This window comes from Lacibacter sp. H375, from assembly GCF_037892425.1.
GTDB lineage: Bacteria > Bacteroidota > Bacteroidia > Chitinophagales > Chitinophagaceae > Lacibacter.
Genome location: NZ_JBBKTT010000001.1, coordinates 2,545,005 through 2,562,887, shown reverse-complemented (window position 1 = coordinate 2,562,887; position 17,883 = coordinate 2,545,005). Strand labels below are relative to the sequence as shown.

Below are 17,883 nucleotides of genomic sequence, written 5' to 3'. Positions count from 1 at the left end.
TGATTAGTTTGAATAATTTCTTTTTATAATCCTACTCTAACACCGGTAATGAATGTGCGTGAAAGCGGCAAGCCATAGCCTGTATAAATACCGTTGTAATTCACAAGCTCCGGATCATCACCTTTGAATGGCGTAAGTGTTAACAGGTTTGTGCCTGTTACATAAAACACACAACTGGTGAATGTTTTCTTTTTACCTGTTTTCAAATTATAGCTGAGTGAAAGCGAACGAAGTTTCAGGAATGATGCATCATCGAGAAACAGATCCTGCTCAAGACGGTAAGGAACAACGGCACTCCAGGGATTGTACATGGGATATGATGACAGATCCATTTTCTTTTCCCAGAACGTAATTTCTTTTACTGAGTTGATGTTGTTACTTGCTTCAACATTTATAAAATTGAGACGTGATGATGCATACTGGTTTAATACTTTGCGGCCAATTGCGAAATAAAACTGTGCATCAAGTGTAAAGGATTTAAACCCGATAGAGTTACTGAAACCACCGCTTACTTTGGGAATGTAATTGCCCTTTAATACTTTGTCATCATCGTTAATTACATCATCATTAACAACATCAACCCAACGTGGATCACCAGCAGTAAAAGGAACGCCTCTGTAGCTCGTTGCCAATGCTGATGGCGGATAAGCTGACCCAGCCCTATTGTTTAACAATACCCAAAAGGCATCAATACGTTTTCCTACTTCGAGTTTATTATTACCAATAATCACTTCCTGCAAACCGCCGGGTAATGCAATGAGTTTATTGTTATTGTAGTTAATGTTGAGTGCGAAATTCCAGCTGACTGTATTTGATTCAGCAGGTAACAGATCAGCAGCTACCGTAAGATCAACTCCATTGTTGCGAACATGCATACCATTTTTATAGGCACTGGTATAACCCCATTCAACAGGAACCGGAACCGGCAGCAACATTTGCTTATCATCCCTGTTATAAATATCAAGTGCAAGTTTTAAACGGCTGCTGAGTGTTGTTAAACGAAAACCAATATTCAACTGATCGCTGTAAGCCCATGGAATACCATAGCCGATCCATCCACTGGTATATGGTCTTGAAATACCGGGCATGCCCACATAAGAACCAAGTGTTGGCTCATTACCCCAACCCATATCTACACGATATTGTGCTCCTGCATTAAACCTGTCGTCGCTCAACAATCTACCCAAACGTGCCCATGAAGCAGTTAAAGTAAATGCGTTGATACGTTTCAGTTTTGTTTCAAATTGTTTTTTGATATCCCATTCTGCACCACCTGAGAAATTAGTGGTCCAGCGGTTATCGGGTTGCATGTTCGATGAACCATCTCTGCTTACTACTGCATGCAACTTCAACACATCATTAAACGAATAAGTAGCATTGCCTGAAAAAGATGCTAATGCCGAACGCATTTTTCCAGGGAAATAATACACCCTGAAAGCAGTTGGCAATAGATAATCAGCTGCATTAGGGTCACCATTTACCACATTGATTTTTACGAAATCGTTAGGGCCATTGTAGGCATATGCATAATCATACTTGTAGGTATCGGCCATAAAATTTTGTCCGGCTTCAAGCAATAACTTCTGCCTTTTGTTCACGTTTATTTTATAAGAAACCGTGTTGCTGATCACCACACGTTGATTGTAACCGAAATAATTCGATACAAAATTGTTCTTCTCTAATAATGTAGTTGGCCAGAATGCATCACGGATACCTTCGTTATAATCGAAAGCAATGCGCCCGTTATAACTGAATTTGTTGAGATTGGCTGATAGAGCAAAATATCCCTGTATTACGTTTGAAATATTATCATCTATTGCCTTGTTAAATTCATTGAGGTAAGAACTGTAAAGATTTTTATTAGGCGTTAGCGGATTTGTTAGATCAGGATTATAACGTTGTTCAGCCAAGCGGTCACGTATGTTACGGTTACGTGTACGTTCCATGCGGTTATACGTGATCATACTCGATACCATTAACCACTTAATTGGCGCTGCATTAATGAAGAACGAACCTGTGTAGCGGTTGATGGCTGTTTCATCAGCACTTGATGCATTTTTTGTGGCTCCACCAAAAAAACGGAAGTTGGCTCTTTCCGATCCACCGGTTAAACTCAGATCAACATTGTACAGCGGTGTATTTTTATAATAGTTATCAATCCAGTTTGCAGGGCCGTAATAATCCACGTTGGTTGAATCACGTAAATAAGGAGGATAATTAAGTCTGTCGGCCAGTGTACCAAAGCGGTCGTAAAAAGGTTTACGGAAATTATTTTCGTAGGCTGCGTTTACAGGTGTAACAGAAGGAGTTTGTGCAAAACCATAATAACTGTTGATGGAAATTTCTCTGTAACCTGAATGAGCATTCTTTGTAGTGATCCAGATAGCACCATTTGTTGCAACTGGCCCCAGCTTTGCAAGCACAATGGGATCTTTTATTACTTCAATCGATTCAATGTTATCCAGATTAACAGCAGCAAGTAAATTGGTAGCAGGGCCAATGCGGTTGAAATCGTACTTCTGTATTTCATATGCAAAGGGATTATCCTGTACAAGTGGAATACCATTGAGAAATACAGCAGCCTGCTGATCGAATAACTCACGCTTACTTAAAAGGGGTGATGAAATACCACGTACAAAAATGTTCTGTTCAGTTCCAGGTTCACCGCTGGGCTCCTGCACATATACACCGGCAGCATTTCCTTTCATCATTTGTTGCAGCGACAGAACCGGTTGCTTCTGAATATATTTAAGCGGCACATGATTTACTTCGTGTTGTAGCTTTACTCCATTGGTAACCACCACAACAATAGAGTCTTTTAGAGCAGAAGCTGTATCGGTTTGGGCCATAGCGCCCAATGAAGTAAGGAAAGTAAAAACAGTAAGTATACAGTTCCGGGCATTTGCAGCCAGAATCACTCGCTTATTCATAATTAAACAGTTAGTTAGATTAATTTCCGTTGAACAATTACCTGTGTAACAGGCAACCACTCCTTTTACTTTATCCTAATTTTCTTTTACATTCATCATGCAAAAGATCATGTTATATCAGTTTTCGAAAATCGGCCAAGCCTCAATGCGCATTTACTCTTTTCAGTTGCCGTAAACTATACACAGTGTTTGCACGATAGCTGTTAATTACAGGAAATGGATCTGTTCTTGTCAATTCGTCTGAAAATGATGCAATCGTCGTTAATTGTTTTTTCTTCTTGATACATCACAAACGATTTCTGAAAAATGATTTATGATGTTTCTATTAATTCTATGCTGTTACCAAATTTAGAGTTGTGATACTGTCTCTCCAAACCGCCAAACTGTACAAACTCTGCGCAAACGGTTGAAAACTCTGCGCAAACGGTTGTTCATTTTTTTGAATTCAAATCAAAACAACATTTTCCGCTACTTTTTGCAGAAAAGCGAGTGGGACAGGCAGCAATCTCTGTCGCATTTATCTTGAATTTTTGCCTTGCCACCGGTTGTTTTTAAAGCTATAAACAAGCCATTCCTGTTTGCATTAATTCATTTAGTTTTGAAACGTATATGCTGATGAAACTCTCCATACAAAACTTTGCCATTATTGATCAATTAACTGTTGAATTTCAACAGGGGTTAAATATTATTACCGGTGAAACAGGTGCCGGTAAATCCATTCTTTTAGGCGCTTTAGGATTAGTCTTGGGCAACCGGGCCGACAGCACCGTACTCCGAAGTGCTGATAAGAAATGCGTGGTGGAGGCTTTCTTTGCTAATCCAAATCAACACATAAAAGAGTGGTTGCAGCAAAACGAAATTGATGAAGAGGAAGAGTTGATCCTGCGTCGTGAGATTTCGCCAAATGGAAAATCAAGAGCGTTTATTAATGATACGCCGGTTAATCTTACACAACTAAAAGAACTAACCTCTGCACTTGTTGATCTTCATTTGCAGTTTGATACTTTGGAACTGGGTGAAGAAGATTTTCAACGTGAAGTATTGGATGCATTGGCAGATAACACTGCCCGTGTGGAGCAATACCGGCAGCAATATGTACGCTATGCAAAACTGCAGCGTGAGTTGCAGCAGTTAAAAGATCAACAACTGCAACAACAGAAAGAACAGGATTACCGACAATTTTTACTGGATGAATTAGAGCAAGCTTCTTTCAAAGAAAATGAACTGGAAGATGCTGACCAGGAATTAAAACTGTTAAGTAATGCCGAGAATATCGCAACTGTACTTTCAGAATCGGTACAGTTTTTAAAAGAAGGTGAAGCGCCTGTGGTGCAACAGTTGAAAATTGTATTACAACGTTTACAACAGTATAAAGACATGCATGCTGATCTTTCAACCATCAGCGACCGTTTACAATCGGCACAAATTGAGTTGAGCGATATAGCATCAGAACTTGATCATTTGCAAAACAGCATTAGTATTGATGAAGCAAGGATACATCAGTTGAATGAACGTTTAGAGCTGGGTTATAAGCTACAGAAAAAACATGGGCTGCATTCTACCAATGAGCTACTGAGTTTGCTTGAGCAACTGCAACAGCAACAACAATCAGTTGCTGATTTGGGGAACAGTATTGCAGCAAAAGAAAAAGAAGCAGCGGCACAACAGCAACAGTTAAATAAAGAAGCTGCTGTTATTCATGAACAGCGCAAAAAACATATTGAACCTTTTGCACGCCAGGTAAATGAATTGCTCAGTCGTGTGGGTATGCCCAATGCAAGACTGAAAGTTGAACTTACAACAACTTCACTTTATCATTATGGCACAGACAGTATCAACTTTTTGTTTGATGCGAATAAAAGTAACCGTTTTGAACCGATCAGTAAAGTTGCGAGTGGTGGTGAATTAAGTCGATTGATGCTTTGCATTAAATCACTGGTAGCGGAGAAGATTTCTTTATCAACCATGTTGTTTGATGAAATTGACACGGGCATTAGTGGTGAAGCTGCCAAACAAGTGGGTATTTTATTGAAGGAGTTAGCTGATCGTCAACAAGTGATCACCATTACACATCTTCCACAAATTGCTGCAAAAGCAACCGCTCATTACTTTGTGTACAAACAGGAAGAAAAATCGGTAATCAAAACAAAGATCCGTTTGCTGAGTAAAGAAGAGCAAATTGAAGCCGTTGCAAAAATGCTGAGCGGTGAAAAACCAACTGACTCATCGTTGGTTACAGCAAAAGAAATGGTGATGGGTTAAACTGATCTCCTACTGCATATCTGCCTTTGCTTCATCAATCCTTCTTGTACGATATTTCTTGGGCGACATGCCAATGATGGTTCGGAACCGTTTGGAGAAATAATACGGATCATCAAAGCCCATGCTAAATGCAATGTCCTTAATGGAACGATCACTGAAATCTAATTGCTGACAAGCCTTCTGCATTTTCATCTGCAAAAAATAATCAATCGGAGCATAACCTGTTTTTTGTTTGAACAGGTTTGAAAATCTCGATACAGAATAATTGTATTGCTTGCTCAAATCGTTCAGTGAAATATTATTATTGATATGCTCCTGCATAAAGAGGATGGCACTATCCACGCAATCGATCTTATCGGTATGTGTACCTGCATAGTGTCTCAAGTTGTAAACAAACAACGTAAGAAAATGCGACAAGCACATGTTTGCAAACAACAGGTTATCGATACTGTAACCTAACTCAAGTGTTTTATAAATTTTGGTGAAGATGGGAAGTATGTCGCCATTATTTTTTACATATACCGGTTTGAAATGTTTCTGCACTTCCTGCACCTCATTAAACTGCGGCAATGAATCTCCCCCAAAATGGATCCAATAAATGGTCCATGGATGATCGGCACTGCTGCCGTAAGAATGCTCCACATTCTGCGGAAGAATAAAAAATTCATTTGGCCCCACTTCATGTCGCTGTTTACCGATTTGAAAAAAACCATGCCCATCAACACAGTAAAACAAAAAGTTTTCAGGCAAGCCTTTCTTCCTATAAGTGTAATGATCTTTTGCTTTGGGATAATAGCCAATAGAACAAACATGTAGGTGCTTAAGCAGGGAATTACCCAGCACCCTCGACTTTAGAATGGTTTTGGGTATTTCAATACGCTGACGGCCGAGACCGTACCAGATATTCTTATGTGAGCCTTCTTTATTTTCCTTGATCTCCTTCATGTGCAAGCTGTAACTGGAAGGGAAATTACTAAAAAAGACAGGTTCCGCAACAACCGTTTATAAAGCTCACAATTGTCATGTAAGTGCATGATGGGCAAAGAATCGAAAACAGTATATTCGTTTTCCTTAATCTTCTATTTGCCATGATAAAAAATATCCTTCGTTTTGCCTTTGTTTTTGCAGCAATAGTATTGTTGCAATCCCTCGCTAATGCCACTATTAAACTTCCTTATTTCTTTAGCGATAACATGGTTTTACAGCAACAAACCGATGCAGCTATATGGGGTTGGGCAAAAGCAGGAAGTACAGTAAAAGTGAACACTTCGTGGAATAAAGCCAGCTATAATACAAAGGCAGATGCCATTGGAAAATGGAAAGTAAAAGTAAAAACGATCCAGGCCGGCGGACCATATACTATTACCATCAGTGATGGCGAAACTGTTACATTGAAGAATGTATTACTAGGTGAAGTGTGGTTATGCAGCGGACAGAGTAATATGGAAATGCCAATGAAAGGTTTCAGAGATCAGCCGATACTCGGAGCTAATGATGCTGTTTTTAATTCAGCAAATGATCAGATTCGTTTGTATACTGTACCCCGCTCGGTACAACGCACTCCACAGGATACAACAAAAGCTTCTCCCTGGAAATTGGCAGAACCTGAAGCGGTGAACAACTTCAGTGCGACTGCTTATTATTTTGGAAAGATGCTTTATGAAAAATTAAAAGTGCCAATTGGCTTGGTCAACATCAGCTATGGCGGATCACCGGTTGAAGCGTTTATGGATGCCGAAACATTAAAACAATTTCCGGAATTAAAAGTTCCTTCACCTACAGATACAGCCAGATTAAACAACCGTACGCCAACTGTTTTATATAATGGTATGCTGAAAGCTTTTCTTGGTTATAACATTAAAGGTTGTCTTTGGTACCAGGGCGAAAGCAATAATGATCGTCCGGAACAATACGAAACATTGTTCCCCGCATTTGTAAAACAAATTCGTGAAGAGAGTGGACTAGGCGATTTCCCTTTTTACTATTGCCAGATAGCACCCTATAACTATAATAATTATGCTGCAGTAAATGTGGTAAATAATAATTCTGCTTATTTACGGGATGCACAACGTAAAGCATTAGCAAAAATTCCGAACAGTGGCATGGCTGTGTTGATGGATATTGGCGAAGAGTTTGGCATTCACCCCATGGATAAATTAACCGGCAGCAAACGCCTGGCGTATATGGCATTGGCAAAAACCTATGGGCTGAAAGGTTTTGGTTACGAAAGCCCGGCTTATGAATCTATGACTGTAAGTGGGAATACAGTTACCATTAAATTCAGTGGCGCACCCAATGGTTTAACTGCTTATGGTAAAACATTATCGTTGTTTGAAGTGGCAGGTGCTAATAAAGTTTTCCGTCCCGCAAAAGCATTGATCAGCGGCGGAACGATTGTTGTTTCTGCACCTGATGTAAAAGATCCTGTTGCGGTGCGTTATGCCTTTAAAGATTTTGTCGTGGGTGATTTGTTTAGTACAGAAGGATTTCCGGTGAGCAGTTTCAGAAGTGATGATTGGTGAGATTGAACCACAGAGGCACGGAGACACAGAAATTATTAATCATTAGAGGAATAAAGAAAGCTGACAGATTAAAAAGCCTGTCAGCTTTTCTATTTTAAAAATAACTCCACATCTTTCCTCCGTCCCTCCGGCAACACAATCAACTTTACAAGATTTCCATCTTTCAACTCTGCTTCAACAGTAGTATTAGATGGTGCATGTAATTTAAAGTGTACATCTTTTTCTTTTGGCCATGCAGGAAAAAGTAAGATGCGTTGACCATCTGTCTGCAATAACATTTCCTGCAAACCGATCATGCCGCTACCGCCCCAGTTATGATCGGGCACCCAATCATAACCCGGTCCCCAGAAAGCAGGAAAACGTCGTTCGCTGTTTTGCAATTTGAGAGAAGTTAACCGCCATGCTTCTTCGGTTAGCCCTAACCGTGCAGCCCAGATATTATCCTGCTTCCAACCAATATGACTGCGGAATTTGATCACTGATGTGTCGTAGTGCCAGGTATTTAATGCAGTATCTAAGCCAGGTTTACCAACTCCAAATATCCCCCAAGGAAATACAGGATATAACTGTGGTGATTCAGTATTGTTAATGCGTTCCCATGTTTTTGCAGGAGCTATGGTTGTGCGCCCGTTGTATTGCTGATAACTTAATGATGGAACACGTTTCAATAATGATTCAACATATTGTTTTTGTTCTGCTGTAAGATTTGAAGTTTTTGTTGAAAGTATTTGTTTGATGATAGTTTGCATGGCGGCAACTGTTGTTGTCGAATTGTTCGCCATCTTGAATGTTTCTGCAGCACTGCCTGGGAATAATATCAGTTGACCATTTCCATCCAACGCTTTTGCTCCCCTTTGTTTCGCAAGCCATTGGTAATGTACTTCAAAGAATTCCAGGCAACTAATAATGAACGGAATTTTATTGCTGATATCCTTTCCAGTGTATTCAGCTTCCTGTATCATCATCAAACAAAATTCAAATACGGTATCCCATTCGTATTCGAGCCATGCATTGTACTCAACGCCTTTATCAAAATAAGCAGGACGTTTCGTGCCATATTCTGCATAATTGGGTAGACCAAAGTTTTCCATCTGTTCGGTAAAGCAGGCACCAATGTGATCCCAATAAACCATGCTTCGCAGAACCGCATTCCTTTGCAAACGAAGATAAAAGTTGAGTTGTGGTTGCAGCAGATCCCAATCTCCAGCTTTGATCATCGGGAAATAAACCAGTCGCTGGTTCTGTGCTGTGTGTAATCCGCCACCCCAATTTCGATAATCAGGAGTCAATCCTTTGTTGATGGTATCGGTATAGATAGGATCAACGGTTAACAATCCACCATTGAATTTGGTTGGCCAAGCTCCTTTTGCATTGCAGGCGAGCATATATCGAAAGAGTTGATAGTTGCGGCCAACTTCCCATGAACGATTTTCCTTTTTGTCTGGATCAACTTCAATAAAACTTCTGCTCCAGAATTGCTTCCACCATTGTTGTGTTTTTTGAAAAGCAGTTTTATCAGCTTTTGCTTTTTGCTGCAATGAATCGAGTGATTGTTTCCATGAATCAATATTTTCTACTTGCGAATTATGCAACGTAAGCTGCAATGCATGTTGCTTTGCTACTGATCTGCTTTTTAATTTCCACGCTTTGAAATCTGTTTGGGCATAAGTGCCAGTATCAGTTCCTGCTGCAACAAAATTCTTTCCGCTGAAAGAACCGCCAAATGCCAGTTGTTTGATTGGATTATACAACTGCTGTTTCACCGATTCCATTCCTTGTTGTTTCACCACTACATCAAAAATGGTTTCGCTGCTGTTGTGATGATAGAACAATACGTTGTTGCCGTTGAAATCGATCACATCTTTTTTGTAAACGTTGTTCTTAGGCGCTCCCCATTTCCACGAATTGCCCCAGTTTTCTCTTGTAGTGATGATACGATCACGATAACGCCAGCTTTCGTAAGTAGCTTCTATATTTATTTTTTTATTACTGCTGATCTCAATATGTGCAACAGGTTTGAAAACATCTGCCCATATTTTTACTATCGCTTTAGTACCATTACTTTCACCTTCAACAGTAACGTATCCTTCCCGAAGATGAAGTTGTTGTCTAAATGAAGTGCTGTTGAATGGATTTGGAAATAATTTTACTCTGATCCTTCCCGTTTTCATCAACGCATTGTTCTCATCAAAGTTGCCACTACGTGCAACATAGATAAATAGTTCTCCTTTCTCCACCCATACATTCATACCAATATCACCAGCGCCGCAGGGCATGGATGCAGATGCGTTGTTGCTTTGTGTATTCCACACAACATCGTAATTCTGTTGTGCAGAAAGCGAAGCAACGTATAGACTAAAAAGAAAAAGTATGAATATCTTCATCTGGTTTCTCTCACAATTAATTTAACTGCACCAACAATCCCGGCTGGTAATAATCGTTTGTCTTTTAACCGGAAAGGCGCAGTTGTCCAAGTGATTCGTTTTTCTTCAAGCAACAGTTGATCGCCGATCAAACGATTGTGCCAGGTATTAGTCACAAAAATCTCCACTTTGTTTTCGCCTTGTTTGATAGCTTTAGATATATCTACTCCATGATAATTTGTCCAGATCGTTCCGCAATCAATTCCATTTACTTTTATAGTAGCGATGTTGTATAAAGAGTCAATTTGCAGATAGATTCTCCGAGTTGAAATATCCTGTTTCCAATCCAGAGTATTTGAATAGACTGCTGTGCCCGAATAATATTTTATGGATGAATCAAAAGAAGTTGTCCAGCTTTTCAACACATTTGTTTCTACTGGCGCAGAAGGGCCTCCCGCTTTTCGATCAAACTGAATTTTCCAGGTAGTTGCATTAAAAAACAGTTCAGATTCCGTTGTCGGAATATTTGCCAACTGCTTTGCCTTTGTTTTTCTTGTTTTTCTGAATACAACAAAATAAGAACCTGAAGGGACAATGCCAACGTCGTCAGAATTTTTTTTGCCAAGAAAACTATTATCCTCTATTCCTCCATTCACAGGATCCCAATACTCAACATGATCGAACTCTTTAACCCTGAACTTAATTTTGAAATATTGTGTTGTATTGCTTTGGTTCGAAATAAAATAGATCTCCGCATCTTTCGTTGTACGATGCGTCCAAGCAATTGCATGTTGATCATTTCCCTCAATCTCCACATCCTTCTTCACACCCAACTTCTCAAACGAACTTTCCATATATGGTGCTGCCACCACATTCTTATTCTTAGCAAAGAACTTTATCCATTGTTGATCCACCACCATCTTTGCGCCTGCATTCGCCAGTTGTTGTAATTTCTTTTGCACAGCAACACTCATTGTTGGGTTGGGATTTATCAACATCTCTCCCGGTATCACCAACACGCCATAACTCGCTCCACCCGGCAATACCACTCTTCCATTCTTTACCTGCATCAACATCAATGCATCCGGATTAAATGAATCATACGTATATCCATTCAACGGATCGATCCAGTCTTCCGGATCAGCCATGTTTGCTGAATGTGTTACGCCATCCGGTATTTGTCGCAACGGCTGATTTTTATTTTCTAATCTCTTCTTCTCTGCTTCAACTCTTTCTTTTCCAAAAATGCCGGGCAATGTACTCACCAAACGATCAGGCAAAATAGAACGACGGGGAACTTCTTCACCAGTAAACACAGCAATATCCACAACAGGATCGCCTAATTGCAAGAGTGATTGACATCTTGTTAAATAATCGATCCATGCTTTGCTTTGTTTGAACCATGTTTGATCACGTTGAAAATACAAACCCACACCATCCAATGTCATTCCCGGTTTTTTATCGAGCCACGGATTATGTGTAAACACATGCATCACCATTTTATTAATACCCAATGCAAAGTTTCGATCGCCAAGTGCTTTTAAATTGCCTGGATGTTCGCCCCAGTTCATTCGCACAGATGTAAACGATTCGGATTGAATAATTTTCTTGCCATAGATATGTGCGCCACTGATAGCATCACGCATATCATTAGGTTTATCATGTGTTGGACTGTTCAGCCAAAATTCGCCCATTGGCAGATCAGTATGTTTATAATGCAGCAACCCATCACTCACCATTGTTGGCGCAATGGCTTCTGCACTTACAACACAACCTAATGCATGCGCTTCTTTTTTTAATGTGGTATAAAACACATCGTTCACCAATTCAGCAATGGTTGTACGAACATCATGCAACACTTTCTCTGACTTCGCTGCATTTTCTACAGGCACTCCAGCCATCACCAACAGGTAAGGCATCAGATCGTATCCTCTCCTTTTCTTAAACTCATTTACAAAGTTTGCTCCCCAGTTCTGACTGCCACATTCCCAACTATCAACATGAAATACTTTCAACACTTGTTTTGCTAAAGCTGCATCTTGTGCAAATGCTTTTCCAAACCAATTATCGAATTGCAACTTTACGGCCGATGCATTAAACTTATCAACTTCTAAACCCAAACCTGCGCCGCCTGTATAATTTGTATGTCCGGTTGATGTATGACCAATACGAACGATCACCCAGTTACCTGCAGGAGCTTTCCAGTTGAGATTTCCATCTGCATCCATCTTACCGGTTAAATTGACGATGTTCTTCATTGGTATCGCCATTGCATCCGTCACTTGTTCTTTTGTTGTTGTTTCACTGATGCGCCATACCGAACCATTCTTTGATTCGTATTGATTGATCATTGGTTCATCACTTAAATAAATGCCGATCACTTTTAATGACGGCTTCCATTTAGCAGCATCAAGATCTTCTGAACCGGGTTCGCTTCCTTCCTTCTCATACACAAACCGAAAATATTGTGCAGTGATCTCAGGGATGGCATGTGTAACATCTTCATCAGCGTCCTGCCAACCATGACGTGGCGCTTGTAATTGTGTATGCTTTCTGAACTCAACACCATCATCACTCACGAGAACGGATAAACGATGTGCCTGGTAAGAATTACCGCCAGTTTTTATTCGAATGGAACGACAGGTAAATGGTTTTGGATATTTGTATTGGATCCAGCAACTACTGTCGCTTTTATAACTTTGATTATTACTTCCCTGGAACGAAAGAAAAGATGCCCTGATGCCATTACTGGTAGTAACGGACGGCACCAATACAACTTCAGAAAACGCAGCACTGCTTACTGCAGGATAAGCATACACAGCAATGTCTTTATAATAATCTTCTTTGCCTTCCGGTTGTGATAAGTTGATCTTTTCAGTTGAACCATCAGCAACATAAGTTTTGGTCCACACTAATTTTTGCATGGAAAGTTCAGGTGTGATCCACGGACCGCCTGCCAACGCAAAACCATCACTCACGTGCATGCCTAATTGTAAATTCAAACGCTTTGCTTCCTGCATGGCAAACTTCACCATGGCCCACCACTCCGGAGATAACTGACGAACTGTTGGTTGAAAAGGAATTTTGTGTAACGTATCCTTGATGGGCATTAAATATGCACCACCAATCCCTACTTCTTTCATTGCTTCCAAATCGGCAGTGATGCCTTCTTTAGAAACTGCAGCATGCATCCAGTACCAGAATACCCAGGGTTTTGCAGATTGAGGAGGATTGAGAAAGCGTTGCTCAATTGTTTGTGCAGAAAGCTGCATCGAAAAAATCAACGCAATCAATAGACAATATGTGTGAAGGGATATTTTTCGCATATGGTAAACAACCGCCGTTTAGAACTGCAATTTACTCTTTCCTTTGTCAACTGAAGTAGCCACCGCAATTCCACGATGATCTTTGTTATCAACGGCGCAATAGAAATGATAAACGACATCTTTCCACTTTACCAAGAAACTCTTATGCGCATATTTTGCATCGTAAGGTTCGGATGATTTGATGAGATCCTCTCCTTTCCAATCTGTCCAGTTCACCAAATCATAACTGCAAGCGAAACGGTTGAACGTTTCGTTCTTTCTTGTTTCCCAGAAAGCGCCAAAGTAAAACATCACCCACACACCATTTACTTTCTGTATCACCGCATCGCCGGTAATACCCACACCATGTTCCATTACAGGATCAGCATGGTAACGTTTCCAGTTGACCATATCATCACTCACTGCCATACCAATCCGTTCGAACCATCGCCACTTTGGTTTATTGCCACTGCTGTCGCCATTGGCATTGTAGTACATGATGAATTCGCTGCCGAGTGTTTTGTCCTTATCACGGATGATGGTGCTTTTATAGAGCTTGCGGTTTTCCCACCAACGCACATCTGCATCAGTTGAACTTAAGACTGGTTTTGATAAGCGATTCCATTCATGTGGTTTGGTTGGATCTTTGGTCGTGTTGGCAATACCGATTGCTAACGGACCTGATTCGTAACCACGATCCTTTCCGCCGATATAACTCATCCAGTATTTGTTCTGAAATTTTTCGAGTTGATAGTTACCTCCCCAATTTGTATTCTGCAAAGCAATGTATCCTGCCTTCTGGTTATTATCCCAATCAGCAGTATCAGAAAAACTCATGAGCTTACCAAGTGTTTTCCATTCTAACAGGTCTTTACTTTTTGCGATCCATGTTTCATAACCACGACCATCGAACTGGATATAGGTCATGTACCATGAATTTCCCTTGCGAAATACAGACGGACAATCAATTTTCTTTGTGTCATTTTCAGGCGTAACAACCAAGCCGTATTTGTAAGGTGTTTTTACTTCTTCATATACTTTCTGCATGACCTCCTGCGGCACTTGTGAATTAACCACAGAGGCGCAGAGTACACAGAGAGAAAACAAAAAACACTTTGCGTATCTCTGTGCCTTTGTGTCTCTGTGGTTCAACTTACTATTTAATTTCTTTTGCTCTTTCACCTGCTGATTTCTTTTTTGAATTGAACGGAACTAAATAAAAACTGTATTGATAATTCTTTGGTTTGATCTGGTATTGCTCCAAGGGTGCGGCTACTTCGCTCCAGCTATCGTTACCACCAACACCCATTTGAATGAGATCGATATTGAGAGTAATAAAACCTGCATCTTTGAGTTTGTTGGTATGCTTTGCATTCTGAATATTTTCTTCAGTATAAGGCCATGCGCTCATGCTGAGTAAACTATCGGCAACAACCAGCAACCCATCTTTTGTTTTTCGATTGTGCAAATACATCCAGCGAACATCGGTACGGTTACCATTTTCCTGCGGCACAACATAGTTTTCCATGAAATCATTGATCGGTAAATTATAAACACCCACATCAGCGCCATAATTTTTATCAATGTAATTTTCAAATGGGCCACGACCGAACCATTCTATTTGATCGTAGCTTCTATTGATACCCATCTGCACACCTACTTTTGGAATATTCGGTAAGCCTGGTTTAGCAGTTAGAATGTAATCAATTTTAATAAGGCCATTTTCATGGATGAAATAGTTAATAGTTACTCTGGCACTATCGTTAATTAAAGAATATATAGAACTAATAAATTCACCATATCCACTGTGTCCGCCGAAAATTTCCTTTTTTACTTCTATTAATTTAGGTTTAGACTCATACCATTGTTTTAATACCCGATGAGTTTTAAATCCACGTTTATCATTATCTGTTTGAGGTCTTGTAAAATGCGGCAATAAGAGTGCGTCGATCAGTTCTTTGCCCTTCAGCTTATATGATTCCAACGCACCTGTCTTTTTACTTATGAAAATAAAATAATCGGCTTTTTTGAGACTGAACCCTTCTTCTGTTTCAGTATAAAAAACTTTAGTAATTACCTTGCTTGTATTGGTTGTTGTTTTAAACACCAATTGATTTGATGCAACCTCAAATCCCGCCGGCGCCCATGCTTCTGCTTTCTGCAACCCAAACTTCAGCTCAACATGATATTCGGATGCTGCTTTCGTTTTCCGCAACCATTTCGTGACAGGAAATTCAACTGTTGTTGCAGGTGCTACATCAATCCCTCCGATCTGCTGATTCGAAATAATTTTCCCATCTTCTTTCACCACAATATAAGCGGTGTAAGCATTCACATTCTTTACTTCACTTCGGTTGATGATGCGGATGATTCCTTTTATTGAATCAGCCCATTCAACCTGTATGGGTTGAAAAAGACGTTTGCATTCATACATTGCACCTTTTGGTTTTCCATCAGCATTCACAACGCCTTTGATCGTGAAATTGTCGAAATAACGTTCGCCATAATCACCACCGTATGCATAAAACTTTACACCTGCTGAATCTGTTTTCTCCAAACCCTGGTTTTAAATTCCCAGATGCAACCACCAATTACACGAGGTATACTTCTCCATTGATCCCAGAATTCTTTTAAGTTACCTGCACTGTTGCCCATGGCATGTGCATACTCACAAAAGAAAATAGGACGATGATCACCATTCGATTGATTCACCAACAATGGTGCGGTATAATCAGATGGATACATTCTGCTGATCACATCAACATAATATTGGTCCAATGGATTCTGAATTCGATGCGAATGATCATTGCTTTTTAAATAACGACTGTCACTCGGATCGATATAGCCTTCTTCCTTCGGACTGCCCATTGCAGGCTCGTAATGGAGCGGCCTTGTCATATCAAAATCTTTGATCCATGCGGCCATCGCTGCATGATTGGGTCCACTACCTGCTTCGTTACCCAAACTCCACATGATAATGCTCGGATGATTTTTATCACGCAAAGCCATACGACTGATTCGCTCAACATACGCACCGGCCCATGCAGCATCATGACTCAGCTTTCCTCCCAAACCATGTGTTTCTAAATTTGCTTCATCAATCACCATAATGCCGAACTCATCACATAAGTCTAACAAATATGGATCGCTTGGATAATGACTGAGACGAACACAATTAAAATTAAATTGCTTGATGGTTTTAATATCCTGCAGAATATCTTCTCTTGTCAATGCTTTCCCTCTGGTTGGATGATGATCAGGACGATTGACACCATAGAGATAAGTCAACTTTCCGTTGATGAGTAACTTGCTATCGCTTTTTCTGAATTCAATAGAACGAAAACCAAGCTTGCAGGTTTTTACTTCGAGTGTTTTACCTGTACTATCTTCTAATGTCAACACAAGTTTATACAAGTTCGGTTCTTCAGGACTCCACTTTTTTGGATTGCTGATGGTAGTTTCCATCAAACCGAATTTTACACGATCTAACCGTGGATGAATTTCATTAATGATCTCATCAGTCTTTTTCGAAAGCGGTTGTTGTAATACCGGTTGATTGTTGGCATCATATACCTGTGCTTTCAATACATAACCCGGCATATCCTTCCCTGTTAAGTTTTCAATACGTGGACGGATACTCAACAACGCATCTTTATAATCTTTATCCAATTTTGTTTGATAGAAAAAATCTGCAATACGCAACGATGGTTCTGCATGCAGATACACTTCACGATGAATTCCACTCATGCGCCATTGATCCTGGTCTTCTAAAAAACTGCCATCACTCCAGCGGATCACCCAAACAGAAATCACATTTTCGCCGTCTTGTAAGTAAGGTGTGATGTTGAATTCACTTGGCAGAAAACTATCTTCTGCATAACCTGCAAACTTTCCGTTGATCCATAATTTATAAGCTGAACTAACGCCGCCGAAATGCAAGGTCACATTAATGTTTTTCCAGTTGGCAGGAACAGTAAATGTTTTCTGGTAACAACCAACACCGTTATAATCTTGCGGCACATGTGGCGGGTTTACCGGGCGGAATGGATACACCGCACTTTTGTAAATCGGTTTATCATAACCCTGCATTTCCCAACTCGATGGAACAACGATCTTCTTCCATCCATTCACTTTGCTTTTGTAAAAATCTTTGGGTGCGTCAGCAGATTTTAATGCGAAAGAAAAATCCCACTCACCATTTAAAGAAATATAACGACCGCTTTTTGTTCTGTCGTTCGTTAATGCTTCGGCAACAGTTGCAAATGAATAAGCTGTTACTCTTGATTGATCCCGGTTAATGCCGCTGACATACGGATCTTCATACGGTTCCCGGTTGAAAATTGTTGGCGCAACAGGAACAGCAGCCGGTGTTTTATCAACCAACTGTGCTTTTGTTTGAACCACGAAGACACTAAGTACAGCAAGAAGCACAAAGAAATTCCTTAGTGTTCCTTTGTGCCTTTGCGACTTTGTGGTTCTATTCTTCTTTTCTTTTTTCATT

General features: G+C 40.1%; 9 protein-coding genes. 2 read left to right on the top strand and 7 right to left on the bottom strand.

Features of this window, described 5'->3' with window-relative positions; translation table 11 throughout:
- Positions 1 to 23: 23 nt before the first annotated feature.
- Positions 24 to 2,930, bottom strand: a complete 2,907-nt coding sequence (locus WG954_RS11190; protein ID WP_340436469.1) for a SusC/RagA family TonB-linked outer membrane protein — start codon at positions 2,928 to 2,930, stop codon at positions 24 to 26.
- Between the two features lie 615 nt (positions 2,931 to 3,545).
- Between WG954_RS11190 and recN the strand changes: the two genes are divergently transcribed.
- Positions 3,546 to 5,192 carry a DNA repair protein RecN gene (gene recN / locus WG954_RS11185; RefSeq protein ID WP_340436468.1) on the top strand — a complete coding sequence of 549 codons (1,647 nt, stop codon included), beginning with the start codon at positions 3,546 to 3,548 and terminating at the stop codon, positions 5,190 to 5,192.
- A gap of 9 nt (positions 5,193 to 5,201) precedes the next feature.
- Here the strand turns inward: recN and WG954_RS11180 are convergent, their stop codons facing one another.
- On the bottom strand, positions 5,202 to 6,137 hold the full coding sequence (locus WG954_RS11180; protein WP_340436466.1) for an AraC family transcriptional regulator: 936 nt from the start codon (positions 6,135 to 6,137) through the stop codon (positions 5,202 to 5,204).
- Positions 6,138 to 6,280: 143 nt separating this feature from the next.
- Between WG954_RS11180 and WG954_RS11175 the strand changes: the two genes are divergently transcribed.
- Positions 6,281 to 7,714, top strand: a complete 1,434-nt coding sequence (locus WG954_RS11175; protein WP_340436465.1) for a sialate O-acetylesterase — start codon at positions 6,281 to 6,283, stop codon at positions 7,712 to 7,714.
- 89 nt (positions 7,715 to 7,803) lie between these two features.
- On the opposite strand, the gene WG954_RS11170 is transcribed toward WG954_RS11175, so the two are convergent.
- The 5 genes from WG954_RS11170 to WG954_RS11150 form a co-directional block, all read right to left on the bottom strand.
- Positions 7,804 to 10,098 carry a DUF5703 domain-containing protein gene (locus tag WG954_RS11170; protein WP_340436464.1) on the bottom strand — a complete coding sequence of 765 codons (2,295 nt, stop codon included), beginning with the start codon at positions 10,096 to 10,098 and terminating at the stop codon, positions 7,804 to 7,806.
- Complete coding sequence (locus WG954_RS11165) at positions 10,095 to 13,403, bottom strand: glycosyl hydrolase (protein WP_340436462.1); 3,309 nt, start codon at positions 13,401 to 13,403, stop codon at positions 10,095 to 10,097. The genes WG954_RS11170 and WG954_RS11165 overlap by 4 nt, the downstream gene beginning before the upstream one ends.
- 18 nt (positions 13,404 to 13,421) lie before the next feature.
- Positions 13,422 to 14,429 carry a glycoside hydrolase family protein gene (locus tag WG954_RS11160; RefSeq protein WP_340436460.1) on the bottom strand — a complete coding sequence of 336 codons (1,008 nt, stop codon included), beginning with the start codon at positions 14,427 to 14,429 and terminating at the stop codon, positions 13,422 to 13,424.
- Positions 14,430 to 14,538: 109 nt separating this feature from the next.
- Complete coding sequence (locus WG954_RS11155; RefSeq protein ID WP_340436459.1) at positions 14,539 to 15,939, bottom strand: beta-galactosidase small subunit family protein; 1,401 nt, start codon at positions 15,937 to 15,939, stop codon at positions 14,539 to 14,541.
- Positions 15,912 to 17,882 (bottom strand): glycoside hydrolase family 2 TIM barrel-domain containing protein, encoded by a 1,971-nt coding sequence (locus tag WG954_RS11150; RefSeq protein WP_340436457.1) that lies wholly within the window; start codon positions 17,880 to 17,882, stop codon positions 15,912 to 15,914. The genes WG954_RS11155 and WG954_RS11150 overlap by 28 nt, the downstream gene beginning before the upstream one ends.
- Between the last annotated feature and the right edge of the window lies 1 nt (position 17,883).